Origin of the sequence: Polaribacter sp. Asnod1-A03, assembly GCF_045063585.1 — a bacterium.
In the GTDB taxonomy this organism is placed as follows: domain Bacteria; phylum Bacteroidota; class Bacteroidia; order Flavobacteriales; family Flavobacteriaceae; genus Polaribacter.
The window spans coordinates 936,511-954,511 of sequence record NZ_JBEFOE010000009.1 but is presented as its reverse complement, the minus strand read 5'-3'; the positions used below and the strand labels follow the sequence as shown (position 1 = coordinate 954,511).

The 18,001-nt window shown below is 28.8% G+C and carries 17 protein-coding genes; 11 read left to right on the top strand and 6 right to left on the bottom strand.

The window, feature by feature from the left end; all coding sequences use genetic code 11:
- Positions 1–98: 98 nt before the first annotated feature.
- Both ACJJVY_RS04700 and ACJJVY_RS04695 read right to left on the bottom strand, forming a co-directional pair.
- On the bottom strand, positions 99–1,685 hold the full coding sequence (locus ACJJVY_RS04700; RefSeq protein ID WP_405605683.1) for a RagB/SusD family nutrient uptake outer membrane protein: 1,587 nt from the start codon (positions 1,683–1,685) through the stop codon (positions 99–101).
- Positions 1,686–1,695: 10 nt separating this feature from the next.
- Positions 1,696–4,704 carry a TonB-dependent receptor domain-containing protein gene (locus tag ACJJVY_RS04695; RefSeq protein WP_405605682.1) on the bottom strand — a complete coding sequence of 1,003 codons (3,009 nt, stop codon included), beginning with the start codon at positions 4,702–4,704 and terminating at the stop codon, positions 1,696–1,698.
- A 456-nt stretch (positions 4,705–5,160) separates the two neighbouring features.
- Here ACJJVY_RS04695 and ACJJVY_RS04690 point away from each other — a divergent pair, with 456 nt between their 5' ends.
- The 3 genes from ACJJVY_RS04690 to ACJJVY_RS04680 all read left to right on the top strand — a co-directional run bounded on the left by ACJJVY_RS04690 (position 5,161) and on the right by ACJJVY_RS04680 (position 8,144).
- Complete coding sequence (locus ACJJVY_RS04690; protein WP_405605680.1) at positions 5,161–5,946, top strand: sensor histidine kinase; 786 nt, start codon at positions 5,161–5,163, stop codon at positions 5,944–5,946.
- A 16-nt stretch (positions 5,947–5,962) separates the two neighbouring features.
- Positions 5,963–6,670, top strand: a complete 708-nt coding sequence (locus ACJJVY_RS04685; protein ID WP_405605678.1) for a LytR/AlgR family response regulator transcription factor — start codon at positions 5,963–5,965, stop codon at positions 6,668–6,670.
- 142 nt (positions 6,671–6,812) lie between these two features.
- The gene (locus ACJJVY_RS04680) at positions 6,813–8,144 is read left to right on the top strand and encodes a sugar MFS transporter (RefSeq protein WP_405605676.1); all 1,332 of its coding nucleotides are present in this window, start codon (positions 6,813–6,815) and stop codon (positions 8,142–8,144) included.
- A 75-nt stretch (positions 8,145–8,219) separates the two neighbouring features.
- On the opposite strand, the gene prmC is transcribed toward ACJJVY_RS04680, so the two are convergent.
- From prmC to ACJJVY_RS04665, 3 genes are read right to left on the bottom strand one after another with little or no spacing between them, the layout of a single operon-like run.
- Positions 8,220–9,080 (bottom strand): peptide chain release factor N(5)-glutamine methyltransferase, encoded by an 861-nt coding sequence (gene prmC, locus ACJJVY_RS04675; protein WP_405605674.1) that lies wholly within the window; start codon positions 9,078–9,080, stop codon positions 8,220–8,222.
- 5 nt (positions 9,081–9,085) lie between these two features.
- Positions 9,086–10,510, bottom strand: coding sequence for a cardiolipin synthase (cls, locus tag ACJJVY_RS04670; protein WP_405605672.1), 1,425 nt, complete (start codon positions 10,508–10,510; stop codon positions 9,086–9,088).
- A 4-nt stretch (positions 10,511–10,514) separates the two neighbouring features.
- A complete protein-coding gene (locus tag ACJJVY_RS04665; RefSeq protein ID WP_405605670.1) occupies positions 10,515–11,006 on the bottom strand; it encodes a GNAT family N-acetyltransferase in 492 nt (163 codons plus the stop codon).
- 52 nt (positions 11,007–11,058) lie between these two features.
- On the opposite strand from ACJJVY_RS04665, the gene ACJJVY_RS04660 reads away from it, so the two are divergent.
- The 5 genes from ACJJVY_RS04660 to ACJJVY_RS04640 are packed head-to-tail and all read left to right on the top strand — an operon-like array spanning position 11,059 to position 14,642.
- Positions 11,059–11,526 carry an LEA type 2 family protein gene (locus tag ACJJVY_RS04660; RefSeq protein WP_405605668.1) on the top strand — a complete coding sequence of 156 codons (468 nt, stop codon included), beginning with the start codon at positions 11,059–11,061 and terminating at the stop codon, positions 11,524–11,526.
- Positions 11,527–12,570, top strand: coding sequence for a bifunctional diaminohydroxyphosphoribosylaminopyrimidine deaminase/5-amino-6-(5-phosphoribosylamino)uracil reductase RibD (ribD, locus tag ACJJVY_RS04655; RefSeq protein ID WP_405611590.1), 1,044 nt, complete (start codon positions 11,527–11,529; stop codon positions 12,568–12,570).
- Positions 12,563–13,171: an HAD-IA family hydrolase gene (locus ACJJVY_RS04650; RefSeq protein WP_405605666.1), complete on the top strand. Its 609-nt coding sequence runs from the start codon at positions 12,563–12,565 to the stop codon at positions 13,169–13,171. Before ribD ends, ACJJVY_RS04650 begins: the two co-directional genes overlap by 8 nt.
- Positions 13,168–14,031 carry an EamA family transporter gene (locus ACJJVY_RS04645; RefSeq protein WP_405605664.1) on the top strand — a complete coding sequence of 288 codons (864 nt, stop codon included), beginning with the start codon at positions 13,168–13,170 and terminating at the stop codon, positions 14,029–14,031. The genes ACJJVY_RS04650 and ACJJVY_RS04645 overlap by 4 nt, the downstream gene beginning before the upstream one ends.
- Before the next feature lie 2 nt (positions 14,032–14,033).
- Positions 14,034–14,642, top strand: a complete 609-nt coding sequence (locus ACJJVY_RS04640; protein ID WP_405605662.1) for an IMPACT family protein — start codon at positions 14,034–14,036, stop codon at positions 14,640–14,642.
- Positions 14,643–14,645: 3 nt separating this feature from the next.
- On the opposite strand, the gene ACJJVY_RS04635 is transcribed toward ACJJVY_RS04640, so the two are convergent.
- Entirely contained in the window at positions 14,646–15,044 is a 399-nt protein-coding gene (locus tag ACJJVY_RS04635) for an acyl-CoA thioesterase (RefSeq protein ID WP_405605660.1), read from the bottom strand.
- Positions 15,045–15,215: 171 nt separating this feature from the next.
- Between ACJJVY_RS04635 and dnaA the strand changes: the two genes are divergently transcribed.
- The 3 genes from dnaA to ACJJVY_RS04620 all read left to right on the top strand — a co-directional run bounded on the left by dnaA (position 15,216) and on the right by ACJJVY_RS04620 (position 17,944).
- Positions 15,216–16,643: a chromosomal replication initiator protein DnaA gene (dnaA, locus tag ACJJVY_RS04630; RefSeq protein ID WP_405605658.1), complete on the top strand. Its 1,428-nt coding sequence runs from the start codon at positions 15,216–15,218 to the stop codon at positions 16,641–16,643.
- A 145-nt stretch (positions 16,644–16,788) separates the two neighbouring features.
- Positions 16,789–17,238: a low molecular weight protein-tyrosine-phosphatase gene (locus tag ACJJVY_RS04625; RefSeq protein WP_405605656.1), complete on the top strand. Its 450-nt coding sequence runs from the start codon at positions 16,789–16,791 to the stop codon at positions 17,236–17,238.
- A gap of 1 nt (position 17,239) precedes the next feature.
- Complete coding sequence (locus ACJJVY_RS04620; protein WP_405605654.1) at positions 17,240–17,944, top strand: SAM-dependent methyltransferase; 705 nt, start codon at positions 17,240–17,242, stop codon at positions 17,942–17,944.
- Positions 17,945–18,001: the final 57 nt, after the last annotated feature.

Sequence of the window (18,001 nt, the reverse complement as noted above, 5' to 3'; positions counted from 1 at the left end):
TATACTATAATTTAATCGACCAAAAACAGAAATGAGCACATAAAAAACAGCCAGAAATATATTTATATAACTGGCTGTGATTGTTTAAATGTAAAATATTAAAAGTTTGATGCTCCAGTATCCCACCATAATCTAGTACCACCGTTGTCTGATCCTTTTAAAAGAGAAGTTGCAGTAGTTACTCCAATAGCATTTGTAGATTTTTCACTATCAACAAAAGGTATTCTTCTAATTTGAATATCTGTATCTATAGTACCACCACTTTGGTTACTAACTACAGGAAAAATTTTAGGGTAACCTGTTCTTCTGTATTCACTCCAAGCTTCTTGCCCTTCTGGGAACATTGCTATCCATTTTTGAGTGATGATTTTTTCTAATTTTTCTTCATTAGTTACAGCTTCATCCCAAGCAATTGTAATTGCACTCATTGCTGCAATATTATTTGAAGGGTTAATAGGGTCTACATAGTCTGCAGCAGTAGAAGTGTTGTCTGCAATGTAACTTGCAGCTCCACTTGCTCCGTGTTGTTGAAAAGATAAGGAAATACCTGTTTCGTAATTTGCTTTTGCCTCTCCGGCTCTTGCCCAACCTCTTAATGCTGCTTCTGCTTTTAAGAAATAAACTTCTGCAGTTGTCATTAATTGTACTTTTGGTGTATGAATATTATCATTTATACCAGAAAAACCTGTGTAATCTGCTTTTTGAGCTAATTCATCTGCATAACCACTTAACAAAGGTAAACCATTTCGGATACCTTTTACAGTTCCAGTAACACTAGTAGGAGCATCAAAATAAGCAGTTGCTCTAGCATCATTATAACCAGTTAATATAGATTCCATAGAAGCATTCATTCTAGTATCTGCCCAAGAGTTATCTAATACAGATAATGGGTGATCTAAAGAACCGTTTACAAAAAATCCATCATCATTAGCAGTCATTAAACCTAAAGATTGACTTAAAGCTTTTTCTCCTTCAATTTTTGCTTTTTCTGGATCTACCTTAGAGATTCTAATTGCTAATCTTAATCTTAAAGAGTTTGCTAATTTTACCCATTGAGTATAATTACCATTATAAGATAAATCGAAAGAAGCAAATTTAGGACTATCTATATCTGCCATTAAGTTTGCAACAGCAGTATCTAAATCTATAAAGAAAGCATAATAAGCTTCTTCTTGAGAATCATAAACACCAGGATTTGTTAAATCTCCAAAATTAGAATATACAATTGGTCCAAATACATCAGCAACTCTGTGCATTGCAGTAACTTTTAAAATTAAAGCTGTTGCGTGTAGTGTAGGGAAATCATCTTGTGTTAACTCGCTAATAGATTCTACATTATTCATTACGTTAGAATAAGGTACAGACCAAATAAAGTCATTCCATCCGCTTACTAAACTATAAGTAGAGTTATTTGCTCCAGCAACAAAAGGTCTTGGATTTGTTAAATATCCAGAAAATACATCTGCATTTAAATTTTGTTGTAATTGATAAGACCAAGCAGGCGAGTATTGATAAATGCTTTCGAAAATAGGTTTATATTTAGAACCTACGTGTTGAAAATCAATTTCTAATTGTTCGTCTGATATATTTTTGTCGTTTACATTATATTGTTCTAAATCATTACAAGAAGTAACAAATAAGGCTAATATAACTACATAAAAAAGTAATTTATTTATATTTTTCATCTTGTTATTTTTAGAATGTTAAATTAATATTTAAACCTAAACTTCTAGAAGAAGGCAATCCTAAAATATCTACACCTTGTAGTGAATTACCTGTACTTAAAGAGATATTAGGGTCGTGCGGAGCATCTTTATAAAAGAAAAGTAAATTGCTACCGATTAAAGACATTTTTACTCTTTTAAAGAAAGCGTCTTCTGATAGGTTAAAGTTATACCCGATAGCAAGTTCTGCTAATCTTACATTGGTAGCGCTATAAACGTACTCTCCTGTAAAACCATTTCTACCACCAACTTTACCATAGTATTCTTGTGCAGATAATGTAGATGTGTTACCAGATAAGTCTACAACAGTAACATCATTATTTGCTGTTTCTCTAGCTGAGTTGTTACTAAACCCTTCTACAATTGCCTCTGTCATACTAACAGTTTCTCCACCAAATTTTCCATCAATTAAAAAGTCTAAAGAGAAGTTTTTGTATTCAAAAGAGTTGTTCCATCCTAAGTTAAAATCAGGGTTTGCATTACCTACTTTAGATAACCCGTCTATTAAGTTTGTGTCATCTGCTATAACAGCTCCGTTGTCTACAATCGGAGTTCCGTTTTCATCTCTTTTTACAACTTGTGCATAAATATCTCCAAAAGAACCACCTTCCACTAAATAAGATCCGAAAGTATTTACACCTTTAGCCGAAATTGTAAAGAAATCTGTTGGAATTAAACCCTCTATATTACTATCTGTTATCGATAAGATTTCATTTTTGTTAGCAGAAAAGTTTAAAGAAGTTGTCCACTTAAAGTCTTCGTTTTGAAAAGGAGTTACAAAAACAGAAGCTTCTATACCTTTGTTAACAATATCACCAGCATTTAAACCAGCCTCACCAGATGCAACAATTGTTGTAGATACTGGTACACTAAAGTATTGGTTTACTGTACTTGTGTAGTAGTAACCAAGATCGAAACCAAATTTGTTGTCAAAGAATTTCCATTCTGTACCAATTTCGTAAGATCTTTGTCTTTCTGGTTTAGGAGTAGTTCCTGGAAAAGGTCTTAAAGGATCTGTACTACTTACACCACCGCCAAAATTAATAGATCTGTTTGGGCTAATTTGATCTGCACCAAAACCGTTACCAACTTCTGCATAAGAAACTCTAGCTTTAGCATAAGAAACTTTATCACCTAAATCAACTAAATCACTTAAAATACCTGTTACACCAACAGAAGGATAGAAGAAGGAATTGTTAGTTTCGGGTAAAGTAGAAGTCCAATCGTTTCTGGCAGTAAGATCTACAAAAATATTATCATTAAAACCGATAGTTGCACTAGCAAAGATAGAGCTACCTCTAGTTTCGTAAGAATTCTCTGTAAAAGCTACAGATGCATTTGCATTAAAGTTTTGGAAAGCAAAAACATTTGCGAATTGTAAACCTCCGTTTGTGCCAGAATCTGCAGAAAAAGTTTCTGTAGTTGTTCTAGTTGTACTTAAACCAACAACACCATTTAAAGAAATTTTTTCAGAAAAATTAGTGCTAATATTAGCTAATACATCTCCATAAACTTGTGTGTAATCGTTTTCGGTTGATATATATCTACCATTTGCAGGCGCTAATGTAGCATTTGTAGTTGCGTAAATCTTTTTATCAAAACTTAATAAAGATTTATCATAAGTACCTCTTGTTTGTAGAGATAACCATTCGTTTATTTTAAAGTTTAAGTTTAATGAAGCTACAATTTTTTTGTTGCTGTCTTCAGATGCATTTCTATTGATAACCCAATAAGGATTTTGTTCAATGTCCGAAGTTTCTCTAAACCAACGTTGTGCCATTATATTCCTATCAGAATTAAACTCTTCGAAGTCAGCATAATCAGATAAAGATTCTGTAGTAGATTCAAAACCATACACACCAACTAAAGGATTAAAATACAAACCAGAAATTGGTCTGTTTTTAATGTCTTGTGTAGACGCCATAACACTTGCGTTTAATGTTACTTTATCGTCTAAAAACTTAGCCGTTTCTCTAACATTAAAAGTATGTTGTTTTAAACTGTTTGTTGGCAAAATACCAGTAGCATTTGTATTGCTGTAAGAAAAGTAAGTTTGTGCTTTTTCTGTACCACCAGAAACAGATAAAGAGTTAATACTTGTTACACCTGTTTCGTAAAAAGAATCTACATTATCTTGACTTTCCGAATTAAAGTCCATCATGTAAGCAGCATTTTCTACTGTTAAGTTAGAAGAAAAATCTACTTTAAAAGCGCCGTTTTTACCTTTTTTGGTAGTAATTAAAATAACACCATTTAAACCAGCACTACCGTATAATGCAGATGCAGAAGCTCCTTTTAAAACAGTTAAAGATTCTACATCATCTGGGTTAATTAAAGATAAAGCATCACCACCATCTCTGTTACCTCCGTTAATATCTCCAAAAGATTCAGATGGTTGACCAGAAGTAGGATTAGATAACGGAATACCGTCTACGACATAAAGAGGTTGATTGTTTCCTATAGAAGAGTTACCTCTTAAAACAACTTTAACAGATCCTCCAGCTCCAGATGAGCTTTTAGTAATTGCAACACCAGACACTTTACCAGATAAACTAGTTACTGGGTTGGTTTGTTTTACCTTGTTTAATTCATCTGCATTAACGTCTTGTGCAGCATAAGTTAAAGATTTTCTTGATTTTTTAATACCAAGAGCAGTAACAACAATTTCATCTAATTGATCTGCGTCTTCTTCTAAAACAACATTTATTGTGTTAGAATCACCTACTTTAATCGTTTTTGTTTTCATTCCTAAGAAAGAAAAGCTTAAAATTTCTCCTACAGAAGTTTTAATAGTGTAATTACCATCAAAATCTGTTTCTGTACCCTTTGTTGTACCTTGTACAACAACGCTAACTCCTGGTAATGTAGCATTATCTAATTTAGATGTTACAGTACCAGAAATACTTTTTTCTTGTGCACTTACATTTATTGTAGAAATAAATGCAGAAACAACAAATAGTATTGTGTAAATTTTTTTCATGAAAATGAATTTAGTTAAACTAATTTTTTTGTTAAAAATAGATTTATATACAGGTTAAAAAGAAATTTAATATATAAACAACATTAAAATAACAACGAATGACAAAAAAATAGATATTAGTTGTTTTTTTAATTAATTATTGGTTTTTTTATTATCTCTTATATAAATACTTTACTATTAAATAAATAAAATTTTAATTTGAGAAATACCTTTAGAAATACAAGTTATAAAACACCCGCTAAATATCATTTTATATTTTGGATAAGTTATTTCTTATTAAATACAATACGGTGGGGGAGTTATTTTAATGATTATTGGTACTCCTTAAAATCTAATTTAGTAGAATTTCCCCTACATATTATTATAGTATACTTTAATATTTACTATTTGTTTCCGCATTTTATTTTAAAGAAAAAGTATTTTAAGTTTTTAATCTACTTTGTAGGATCTCTGTTGTTGCTATATTGTATAAGAACAGCTTTTAATTATTTATTAGTTACAGAAAATATTTGGCCAGAAGCAGAAGGGGCACAAGAAGCATTTACTTTTAACCATGTGTTAGCTGTAATTATTGGAGAAATTTATGTGATAGCTTTTGTATCTACAATAAAATTAATCTTAGATTGGATTTTTGAAAGAGGTAGAGTAAAAGAATTAGAAGGAATACAATTAAAAACAGAACTTCAGTTTTTAAAAGCACAAATACAGCCACACTTCTTTTTTAATACCTTAAATAATTTATACGCTCTTACTTTAGAAAAATCGAAACAAGCTCCAGAAGTAGTTCTTAAGTTATCAGAAATTATGGAGTATATATTATATGACGCTAAAGAGCCTAAAATAGATTTGATAAACGAGATTAAATATATTCAAAATTATATTGGTTTAGAAAGATTAAGATATGGAGAAAGGGTAGATGTAGAATTAAATATGGAAGGTGATATTAGAACTTTAAAAGTACCGCCATTATTATTTTTACCTTTTATAGAAAATTGTTTTAAACACGGTACAGTAGAAAATGATAAGTTAGATGTTGTTATAGACTTTAAAATTAGTGAAACTAACGTGTTAAATTTTGTAGTTGTAAATAATTTTAATTCTTTTACAAATAAAACTACCAAACACGGTATTGGTAATAAAAATGTTTTAAGAAGATTAGAACTATTATATAAAGATAAGTTTACCTTAGACATTAAAACCGAAAAACAAAATTATATTGTAGAATTATCCATACAACTATAATTTATATACTTAATTTATGAAAATAAAATGTATTATTATTGATGATGAACCTTTGGCTATTAAAGTTGTAGAAAATCATTTAAAAGAATTTCAAAATTTTGAAGTTGTTCAAACATTTAACAATCCATTAGATGCATTGTTGTTGTTAGAAAAAGAAGAAATTAATACACTTTTTTTGGATATTAATATGTCTAAGATGAATGGGTTAGAATTTGCAAAGAATCTAAACCCTAATATAAATGTGGTAATAACTACAGCTTACAGAGAATATGCTGTAGAAAGTTTCGATTTAAATGTTTTAGATTATTTAGTAAAACCAATTCCTTTTAATCGTTTTTTAAGAACCATAAATAAAATTACTCAGCAAGTTTATTTACAAAGAGGTGTTAAAAAAGAAGAAGATAATAATGACTCTTTTATTTTTCTTAAGGTTGATAAAAAACTAGTTAAAGTTAAGTTTGATGACATTTTATATATAGAAAGTTTAAAAGATTATATTAAGGTGATTACTACTACAGAAAATCACTTAGTGCATAAATCTTTAACAAGTATTACAGAAGAGTTACCAGAAAAAAATTTTATAAGAATACATAGGTCATTTACCATTGCAATAGATAAGGTAAAAAGTGTTGAAGGTAATTTAATAGAAATAGCAACAACAAGAATACCTATCGGAAGAAAATATGTAAGTCATGCCAAACGCATCATTTTAAATATGGATTAAAAATTTAACACTTATATTCCAAAATAATTCTGTTTAGCACTTATTAGATGTTATTGGTAGAATTAATTTTACATATAGTTAACACATTCAGTACATTTCCCAAGACTTTTTAAACTAACAAATTTTAATAAATATAGATATTATGTCAACTACCATCGAGCAACAACCAAAAGCGGAAAAAAATACGCTTGTACCAATAATTATTATTGCAGGTTTATTCTTTATTTTCGGGTTTGTTACTTGGATAAACGGAGCCTTAATTCCGTTTATGAAAACAATAAACGAACTTACAGATGCACAATCTTACTTAGTAGCATCCGCATCTTATATTTCTTTTGTAGTAATGGCATTACCAGCATCTTACATTATTAATAAAGTCGGTTATAAAAAGGGAATGTCTTTAGGTTTAATAATAATGGCTATTGGAGCTTTAATTTTTATTCCGGCAGCATCTGCAAGAACTTATTGGTTGTTTTTAGTTGCAATTTTTATACAAGGAGCAGGTATGACATTGTTGCAAACAGCATCAAACCCATACATAACAATTATCGGTCCTATAGAAAGTGCTGCAAAACGTATTTCTATAATGGGGATAGCAAATAAAGTAGCAGGTTCTTTAGGTTCTGTAATTTTTGGTGCAATTTTATTGTCTGGTATAGGTGATATTAAAGAAAAATTAAACGTTGTTGATAATGCCGAAAAAGAAAGTTTATTAAATACAATGGCAGACAGCGTTGTTACACCTTATATTGTAATGGCAGTTGTTTTATTTTTATTAGGTATTTTAATAAGAAAAGCACCGTTACCAAATGTAGAGGCAGAAGAAACAGAAGCTGCAGATTCAAATGAAAAAACAAAAACAAGTATATTTCAATTTCCTCATTTATGGTTGGGTGTTTTAGCATTGTTCTTATATGTAGGTGTAGAGGTAATTGCAGGTGATACAATTATTTCTTACGGAATTTCATTAAACATACCTGTAGAAGACGCTAAATTCTTTACCTTATTTACACTAATGGCAATGGTTGCAACTTATGCTCTAGGAGCAGTTTTAATACCTAAATATATTAGTCAATCTTTTGCCTTAAAAGCAAGTGCGGTTTTAGGTATTGCATTTTCTTTTTGTATTGTATCTACAACAGGTTTTACATCGGTATTATTTGTAGCCGCTTTAGGTATTGCAAACGCATTAGTTTGGCCAGCAATTTGGCCTTTAGCATTAGGTGGTTTGGGTAAATTTACCAAAACAGCTTCTGCTTTATTAATTATGGCTATTTCTGGTGGAGCTGTTATTCCGCCTTTATATGGTGCTTTGGTAGATAGTAAAAAAGAAACATTAATAGCAACAGGTATAGATGAGTTAGGTGCAATGGCAGAAGCTGCATCTTTTGGTTATTGGATTCTGTTACCTTGCTATTTATTTATATTATATTATGCTTTTTTTGGACATAAAGTTGGCCAAAAGAAAGCTTAACTTTCTTTTAGTGTTGAATTGGAAAACCATCAGTAATCATTATGATTGCGGGTGGTTTTTGTCTTTTAGAATAAATTACATGGAAGCTTTTATCATTCTTTCATTACCAAATAAATCTTTTTTTAGATTGATGTTTTTAAAACCTTTTTGATCTAACATTGTTACAGTTTCTTGGCCTAAATATTGATTGATTTCAAAAAATAATAAGCCATTTTCTTTAAGATAATTTTTGGCTAAATCAGCAATTTTTGAATAAAAAATCAAAGGATTATCATCGTCTACAAACAAAGCAAGATGAGGTTCGTTATCTAAAACATTATTTTTTATTTCTACTTTTTCTAATTCTCTAACATAAGGTGGATTAGAAATAATGATATCATATTTTTTAGGTAATTTATCCGTTTGTAAAATGTCTTTTTCTAAAAAGTTAATTTTAACCTTGTTTAAAACTGCATTTTCTTTGGCTGTTTTTAAAGCTTCTGTAGAAACATCAATTGCAGAAATAGAAACATTATTTAAGTTTTTAGCTAAAGAAATAGGTATACAACCAGAACCTGTACCAATGTCTATAATTTGTAATTTTTTAGTTTTATTATTGTGTAATTTAGCAACTTCATTTATAACCCATTCTACTAATTCTTCGGTTTCTGGTCTTGGTATTAAAGTGCTATTATTTACTAAAAATGGTAAACCGTAAAACTCTGTATTCCCTAAAATATATTGTATTGGTTCTTCATTAAAAAGTCTTTTTGTAATGTCTTTTAATTCTGATAAAATTTCATCAGTAATTAAAAAATCTGGTTTTAAAACCGTGTCTATTCTTTGTAAGTTAAGTTTTTCATCTATCAACAAAAAAAAGAAAGATTCTATTTCTGTTTTAGGGTAAATAGTTGATAATTGCTCGGTTAAAAAAACACGAAAATTTTTGAGTGTCATATAATTTATAATAAAGGACTTAAAAACCTTGCTAAACGTTCTAATGTTTTTTGCTTGTTAGATCTGTTTAAAAAATCTTTTAGATTTAATTTATTAGCCAATTCTTTTCTTTCGTTAAATTCATCAGAAATATCAGAAATTATTTCTTTGTCAAAAATTAATGCATTTAACTCATAATTATGTTCAAAGCTTCTGCAATCAAAATTTGTAGAACCAACAGAGATTATTTCATCATCAATAAAAATCACTTTACTGTGAGAGAAATCTTCTCTTAAATAAATGTTTACACCTGCTTTCAATAAATCTTCAAAATAAGAGTACATACCATAAGTTGCCATTTTAGAATCTGTAACTTTAGGGAGTAACAAAGTTACATTTATGCCACTTAAAGCTGCAATTTTGAAAGCTTCTAAAATAGAAACAGTCGGAATAAAATACGGATTTAAAACACAAATACTTTTTTCGGCTAAATTAATAAGACTTAAATATTGTTGCATTACAACAGATTGGTCATAGTCAGGGCCGCTAGAAACAATTTGTATCTCAATATTTCCATCGGCATTATAAGCCTTGTTGTATTTTTCTTTATCACTTAAATCTATGTCTGTTGCATAGTAATAATCTTTTAAAAAAGTGGCATGTAAATTAGCGACAGCACACCCCGTAATTTGTACGTGTGTGTCTTGCCAAATACCTAAATTAGTATCTTTTGTAATGTATTCATCAGAAATATTTACACCACCAGTAAAACCAATTTTATTATCTATAATTGCAATTTTTCTGTGATTTCTATAGTTTAAAGAAAAAATAAAACTACCAAATTTAAAAGGAGTTTCTGGGTAGATTTCTACACCAATTTCTTTCAGTTTGCGTTTTGTTGATTTTTTTAAATTAAAACTACCAATGGAATCATATAAAATACGAACCTCTACATCTTCTTGTCTTTTTTCTTCTAATAAAGAGATGATTTTAGATAAAATTTCTCCGTTTTCAAAAATGTAATATTGTAAATGAATAAATGATTTTGCACTTTTTATAGCCTTATAAAGCGCTTCAAAAGTTTCTTTTCCATTTTTTAAAACAACAATATCATTATTTATCTGTAGAGGTAAATTGGTATTATTAAAAACTAAATTAGATATTTTAATTGCTTTGTTACTGTTAAGCTTATTAATATTTGTATTTGCTTTGTTTGTGAAATTTTTCTCAATATATTTTTTTCTTTTTTTAGTTTCTTTAAGCTCAAAGTATTTTATTTTCCTTCTATTTATACCAAATAAAATAAAAGCAAAAACACCTATAAACGGAAATAAGAAGGTGATTAAAATCCAACTTAAAGATTTAGAGGGTTTTACACCAAAATATAGAATGTTGTAAAAAGCCCAACTAAAAAGTAAAAAGTGAACCGAAAAAAGAATAATGTAAATCAAAATTTTATATTTTTTTTAGCATCCAAACGTCACAAGAATAATGGCAAGTGTTTCCTATAGCGCTTTCTAAATCTGTAAAACCATTTTTTCTATATAATTTTATAGCAGATTTCATGTAAGGTAGGGTTTCTAAATAACAATTTTCAAAACCAAATTCTTTGGCTTTGTTTAAACAAATAGAAATCATTTTAGAGCCTAAACCTTTACCCCTGGCAGTTGGCAAAAAATACATTTTTTGCAGTTCGCAAGTTTTTCCTTCAAAATTATCAAGCTGTGCAATTCCTGCGCCTCCAACAACATTGTTATTATATTCTAGAACAAAATAAGCAGCATTTTCTTTCTGATAATTTTCAAACATTAGATCTGTAGCCTTATCCTCGTATGCGGTACCAATTTTTGGAGCACCCATTTCTAAAATAACTTCCCTAATTACAATAGCCATTTCTGCATTGTCTTTTGGTTGAATTTCTCTAATGATAAAATCTTTACTTGTCATTTATTACTGTATTTTTGCAAGAGCAATTTAACTATTATTTTAAAAAATTAAGATGAAAAACTTTTTATATTTTACATTTATATTTGTGTTGTTAACTAGTTGTTCTGTAAACGAACAACCCATTTTTTTAAAGGTAGATAATATAGAAGTTACTAGTTTTAGTGGCGGAGTAGTTAATTTAAAGGCAAATGCTTTTTTTGAAAACCCAAATGATGTTGGTGGCAAAATTTCTACGGATGAGGTTAGTGTTTTTGTAAATGAAGTAGAAGTTGCAAAAGTTTTTTCTGATGAATTTGAAGTTCCTGCAAAAAATAACTTTACAATTCCTTTAACGGCAAGTATACCAACTAAGAAAATTTTTGAAGCAAACAAAGGAGGTGATGCTATAGGAGGTTTATTAGGGTCTTTATTATCAAATAAAATTAATGTTAGATTTAAAGGAAACTTAAAATACACTGTACTTGGTTTTAATAGTGAATTTTTAATTGATGAAATTGAAGAAGTAAAAATTAAATTTTAGATTATTACTCATAAAGCTTACATAAAACGTTGTTTGCAACTTGCTAAAAACGGAATTGGTACTACGCGTCCCAATCCTTCTGTTGGTGCAGTTGTTGTTTATCAAGATAAAATTATTGGAGAAGGTTTTACATCTCCTTACGGAGAAAGTCATGCCGAAGTAAATGCAATTAATGCTGTAAAAGATAAATCGCTTTTAAAAAAATCTACAATTTATGTAACCTTAGAGCCTTGTTCTCATCACGGTAAAACACCACCTTGTGCAGATTTAATTGTAAAAAACAAATTAAAAAATGTAGTTATTGGTTGTGTAGATTCTAACAGTTTGGTGGCTGGTAAAGGTATAGAACGATTGATAAATGCCGGAATTAATGTAATAGTTGGTGTTTTAGAAGAAGAATGTAGAGCGCATCATAAACGTTTTTTTACAGTTCAAGAAAAGAAAAGACCTTATATTATTCTAAAATGGGCAGAAACTTCTGATGGATTTATAGCTCCGAAAGAAAAAGATGAACAAAAACCTGTTTGGATTTCTAATAAATATTCGCAACAATTAGTACATAAGTTTAGGAGTACAGAACATGCTATTTTAGTAGGTACAAATACGGTTATTTCAGACAACCCTAAATTAAATATAAGAAGTTGGTCTGGGCAAAACCCAATTAGAATTGTTTTAGATAGAAATTTAAGGATTGATAAAAATGCAACTATTTTTGATAAAAGTGTAAAAACGATTGTAATTACTAATGGTGTAGAAAATACAAAATCAACCGAGAATTTAATTTTTAAAAGGATTGATTTTTCTAAAAATATAGCAAATCAAATTTGTGATGTTTTGCAGAAGCAAAAAATTCAGTCTGTTATTATAGAAGGGGGTGCACAAACTTTACAAACATTTATAGATGAAAACTTATGGGATGAAGCACTTGTTTTTGTTGGAGAAACAAAATTTAAAAAAGGAGTGAAGTCACCTAATTTTAATAAAGTAGTTCAAGAAAAAATAAACATCAAAACAGATATTTTAAAAATATATAAAAATGATTAAGAATATTATTTTCGATTTTGGCGATATTTTTATCAACCTAGATAAGCCTGCTACGTATAGAGAAATGGCAATTTTAGGAGTGACAAAGATTACGGAAGAAATGATAGAGGTTTATCATAAGTATGAAACAGGTCTTATGAGTACAAATGATTTTGTAAACTTTTTTCATGATAAATTTGGGTTAGAAAAGCAAGATTTAATTAATGCTTGGAATGCTGTTTTGTTAGATTTTCCTAAAAAAAGATTAGATTTCTTAAAAGAATTAGTTGCAAGTAAAAAATACAGATTGTTTTTATTAAGCAACACAAACGATTTACACATCAGTTGGATTCAAAATTCTTTAGGAGAAACATTTTTTAATGAATTTAAAAATTGTTTTGAGCAATTTTATTTATCGCACGAAATCAATTTAAGAAAACCAGATACAGAAATTTATGAATTTGTGTTGAATGAAAATAATTTAATTGCAGACGAAACTTTGTTTGTAGATGATTTAAAAGAAAATACAGATTCTGCTAATAAATTAGGTATTCATACTTGGAATTTAATTCCGGGAGAAGAAGAGGTTGTAGAGTTGTTCACAAAAAATAAAATGGATTGATCTATTTATTATTAAGTATTGTTTTTGCAACTTCATTATTTGTAATTTTTAAGTATTTTGATGTTTATAAAATAGATACTTTAAAAGCAATTATTGTTAATTATATAGTTGCTTTTTCTTTTGGTATTGGCTTGTCTGAAGTTGAGTTTTCTTTTACAGAAATACCACAAAAACCATGGTTTTTTGGCGCACTGTTTTTAGGAGCATTATTTGTTGCCATTTTTTTTGTGATGGCAAATACAGCACAAAAAAACGGATTATCAGTTGCTTCTGTTGCTGGTAAAATGTCTGTTGTAATCCCTATTATATTTGGTGTTTTTTTGTATAATGAATCTGTTACTTTTTTAAAAGTATTAGGAATCATTTTTGCTTTAGCTGCCGTTTATTTGGCATCTGTTAAGGACGAAAAAAGCGATTTTAAAAAGAAAGGATTATTGTATCCGATATTACTTTTTTTTGGATCTGGTGTAATAGACACAACTTTAAAATACGTAGAAGTTAATTTTGTGACAGAAAAAGAAGTATCTCTTTTCTCGGGAAGTTTATTTGGTTTTGCAGCTATTTTTGGCTTACTTATTTTATTGATAAAAACCATTAAAAAGAGAGAATCTTTTGGTGTTAAGAATATAATTGGTGGTATTGTTTTAGGAATTCCTAATTATTTTACCATTGTTTTTATAATAAAAGCTTTACAAACAAAAGGTTTTGAAAGTTCTACAATTTTTACCATAAACAATGTAGCTGTCGTAATTGTTTCTACAATAGTTGGTTTAATTTTATTTAAAGAACAGTTTAGCATCAAAAATAAAATAGGTATAGTTTTAGCTATTGTAGGTATTATTTTAGTAACTATTGCATAATTATGTTAGAAGACGTTTATAAAACCATAGACAAACCATCTGAAGAAACACTTTTTAAAGAAAAGGGTTCTAAATTTTTTGGATATGCTTTTCCTGTTTTATCAGAAGATGATGTAAAAGATTGTTTAGAAGAACTAAAAAAGAAACATCATTCTGCTCGTCATTTATGTTATGCTTATCAATTAGGTATAGAAAAGATTCGATTTAGAGCAAATGATGATGGAGAACCAAATAATTCAGCAGGTTTACCAATTTACGGACAAATACAATCTTTTGAAGTTACTAACATATTAATTGTATCTGTGCGTTATTTTGGTGGAACAAAATTGGGTGTTGGCGGTTTAATTTCTGCTTATAAAACCTCTGCTCAACTGGCTTTAGAAGCATCAGATATTTTAGAAAAAACTATAGACATTCATTTTAAACTTATTTTTAATTACGAGTTGATGAATTCTGTGCAAAGAATTATAAAAGAGAAAAATATTGATATTATCAATCAGAAATTAGAAATGAATTGCGAGTATATTATTTCTGTTAGAAAAAAAGACGCAACATCAATTTTTAATATTTTTGATAATCTCTATAAAGTTGATATTAAAGAATTAGGATAATTTTTAAAACCCTAATCCTTTTAATAAATAATCAGGACAACGAGTAGGTTTCATCGTTTTACTGTTCACAAAAACCAGAGCAGTACTTCCTGTACATATTAATTCATCATTTTGATTAGTAATTTCATAATCAAATTCAATTTTTACCATTGGTTGCTTTTTCAAAATTGTTTTTATTGTTAAAACATCGTCATATAATGCGGATTTAATAAAATTACAGTTTAAAGAAATTACAGGAAGCATTATTCCCTTGGTTTCCATATCTTTGTAAGTAACGCCTAAAGAACGTAACCACTCAGTTCTTCCTAATTCGAAAAATTGAGCGTAATTTCCGTGATAAACCACCCTCATTTGGTCAGTTTCAGAATAACGAATTCTTGTTTTTGTTAAATAGCTTTTCAAAAGATGTTAGAGTTTAAAATTTTAGCATTCTACGTAAAAAATAATTAATAATCAATAGGGAATGCATTTTTTTATACTGAATTTTATTCACACTTTTGTAGCACTCAAAAAAGGATACGGGAATGTCTTTTTTTATTCGATTTAATAACCAAAAAAACTGCTAAAAAATAAATGACTATAACTGCTGACTCAGTTTGGAATGAATGCTTGGCTTTCATAAAGGACAACATAAAGCCACAAGCCTATAAGACTTGGTTCGAGCCAATTAAGCCGGTAAAGTTATCAGGAGAAGCTTTAACCATACAAGTACCGAGTAAATTTTTTTACGAATGGTTAGAAGAACATTATATTAAATTATTAAGAGTTGCATTAGTAAGACAATTGGGTAGTGATGCCAAATTGATTTATGATGTAAAAATGGAAAATAATTATAGTAGTAACAGACCACAAATAGTTAAAATACCGAGTTCTAATAGAAACCCGTTAAAACCACAAAAAGTTACTGTTCCTTTAGAATCTGACAAACGAGAATTAAGAAATCCGTTTGTTATTCCTGGTTTACAGAAAGTTAAAATAGAATCTCAATTAAACCCTAATTATAGTTTTGCTAATTTTATTGAAGGAGACTCTAATAGATTGGCTAGATCTGCGGGTATGGCAGTAGCAAATAAACCAGGTGGTACCTCTTTTAATCCATTATTAATTTATGGTGGAGTTGGTTTAGGTAAAACACACATAGCACATGCAATTGGTGTAGATATTAAAGATAAATATCAAGATAAAACAGTTTTATATATTTCTTCAGAAAAATTTACACAGCAATTTATAGATTCTGTAAAATCGAATACAAGAAACGATTTTATTCATTTTTATCAAATGGTAGATGTGTTAATTATTGATGATGTACAATTCTTATCTGGTAAAGCGGGTACGCAAGATGTTTTCTTTCATATTTTTAATCATTTACATCAAAATGGTAAACAGGTAATTTTAACTTCGGATAAAGCGCCTGTAGATATGCAAGATATAGAACAACGGTTATTATCTCGTTTTAAATGGGGATTATCAGCAGAATTGCAAGCACCAGATTACGAAACTAGAATTTCTATTTTACAAAATAAATTGTATAGAGATGGTGTAGAAATGCCAGAAGAAATTGTAGAATATATTGCTAAGCATATAAAATCTAACGTTAGAGAATTAGAAGGTGTTATTATTTCTATGATTGCACAAGCTTCTTTTAATAGAAAAGAATTTTCTATAGAATTGGCTAAGCAAATTGTAGACAAGTTTGTAAAGAATACTAAAAAAGAAGTCTCTATAGATTATATTCAGAAAGAAGTTTCTAAATATTTTGATATGGACGTTGCTACTTTGCAATCTAAAACACGTAAGCGTCATATTGTACAAGCTAGACAATTAGCGATGTATTTTGCAAAAAGACTAACAAAATCTTCTTTGGCTAGTATTGGTAATCAAATAGGGCAAAGAGATCATGCAACTGTGTTACATGCATGTAAAACCGTAGATAATTTAACGGAAACAGATAAGCAGTTTAAAAAATACGTAGAAGATTTAACTAAGAAGTTAACTTTCTAACTATTTACTTTAGCTTCTCTATTTATATTCTTAGAATTATTTTCTCTCTAAGAAAATCTAAATAAAACTTTTTTTGAAACATATATTTACTCTCTTAATTTTTTAAGAGAGTAATAGTTTCTTATTTTTAACAAAAATATTTTATATGCGTAGAGTTTTAATGGTGTGTTTAGGTAATATTTGTCGTTCTCCATTAGCAGAAGGGATTTTAAAATCTAAAGTAAATAACGATGAAGTTTTTGTAGATTCTGCAGGAACTGGTGCTTATCATGTTGGTAATTTACCAGATGCTCGTTCTATTGAGGTTGCGGCTAAATATGGAATAAATATTAAAGATCAAAGAGCCAGAAAATTTGTTGTAAAAGATTTTGATAAATTTGATGCTATTTATGTGATGGATGATAGTAATTATCAAAATATATTATCCTTAGCTAGAAGCATAGAAGATGAAGAAAAAGTAAAGCTAATTCTAAATGAAGCATACCCTAATAAAAATTTAAATGTTCCAGATCCATATTACGGAGGAGACTCAGGTTTTGAAAATGTATATAAAATGTTAGATGAAGCATGCAATTTCATCAGTAAAAAATTATAAAATGATTGGTAAACTTTATTTAATTCCTACTACTTTAGGAGATACTGAGCCCTTAGAAGTAATGCCTTTATCAGTAAAAAAAGTAATTGAAGAAATTGATTATTATATTGTTGAAAACGAAAAATCAGCAAGAAGATTCATAAAAAAAATTGCACCTAAGAAATCGCAACCATCTTTACAGTTGATGCTGTTAGATAAATATGCAGAAGAGATAGAGACAACAAAATATTTAGATATTTGTAAAGAAGGTGTTAATGTTGGTTTATTATCAGAAGCAGGAGTGCCTGCAATTGCAGATCCAGGAGCAAGTATTGCTAAGTTAGCGCATGAAAAAAATATTAGAGTAGTTCCTTTAGTTGGACCTTCGTCTATTTTAATGGCAATGATGAGTTCTGGAATGAACGGACAGAATTTTGCTTTTAATGGTTATTTGCCAATTGATAAATCTGAAAGAAAAAAAACAATAAAAGATTTAGAAAAAATATCTAAGGATAAAAATCAATCTCAAATTTTTATTGAAACGCCTTATAGAAATGAAAAAATGCTTGCAGATTTAAAGGCAACTTTATCTCCAACTACAAATTTATGTATTGCTGCAGATATTACATTGCCAAGTGAGTATATTAAAACGTTTATGGTAAAAGATTGGAAACATCAACAACCAGATTTACATAAAAGACCTGCTATTTTTATCATTCATAAATAGTTTTATTTAGAAATTTACAAAAAAAAGTTATAAAAAAAGCTTCATTTATTTATTAAA

What these genes read in the sequence shown, in the direction of transcription:
- ACJJVY_RS04700 (WP_405605683.1), bottom strand. Translation starts at nt 1,685, where the DNA reads ATGAAAAATATAAATAAATTACTTTTTTATGTAGTTATATTAGCCTTA.
- ACJJVY_RS04695 (WP_405605682.1), bottom strand. Translation starts at nt 4,704, where the DNA reads ATGAAAAAAATTTACACAATACTATTTGTTGTTTCTGCATTTATTTCT.
- ACJJVY_RS04680 (WP_405605676.1), top strand. Translation starts at nt 6,813, where the DNA reads ATGTCAACTACCATCGAGCAACAACCAAAAGCGGAAAAAAATACGCTT.
- prmC (WP_405605674.1), bottom strand. Translation starts at nt 9,080, where the DNA reads ATGACACTCAAAAATTTTCGTGTTTTTTTAACCGAGCAATTATCAACT.
- ACJJVY_RS04625 (WP_405605656.1), top strand. Translation starts at nt 16,789, where the DNA reads ATGCGTAGAGTTTTAATGGTGTGTTTAGGTAATATTTGTCGTTCTCCA.
- ACJJVY_RS04650 (WP_405605666.1), top strand. Translation starts at nt 12,563, where the DNA reads ATGATTAAGAATATTATTTTCGATTTTGGCGATATTTTTATCAACCTA.
- dnaA (WP_405605658.1), top strand. Translation starts at nt 15,216, where the DNA reads ATGACTATAACTGCTGACTCAGTTTGGAATGAATGCTTGGCTTTCATA.
- ACJJVY_RS04620 (WP_405605654.1), top strand. Translation starts at nt 17,240, where the DNA reads ATGATTGGTAAACTTTATTTAATTCCTACTACTTTAGGAGATACTGAG.
- ACJJVY_RS04685 (WP_405605678.1), top strand. Translation starts at nt 5,963, where the DNA reads ATGAAAATAAAATGTATTATTATTGATGATGAACCTTTGGCTATTAAA.
- ACJJVY_RS04660 (WP_405605668.1), top strand. Translation starts at nt 11,059, where the DNA reads ATGAAAAACTTTTTATATTTTACATTTATATTTGTGTTGTTAACTAGT.
- ACJJVY_RS04640 (WP_405605662.1), top strand. Translation starts at nt 14,034, where the DNA reads ATGTTAGAAGACGTTTATAAAACCATAGACAAACCATCTGAAGAAACA.
- ACJJVY_RS04665 (WP_405605670.1), bottom strand. Translation starts at nt 11,006, where the DNA reads ATGACAAGTAAAGATTTTATCATTAGAGAAATTCAACCAAAAGACAAT.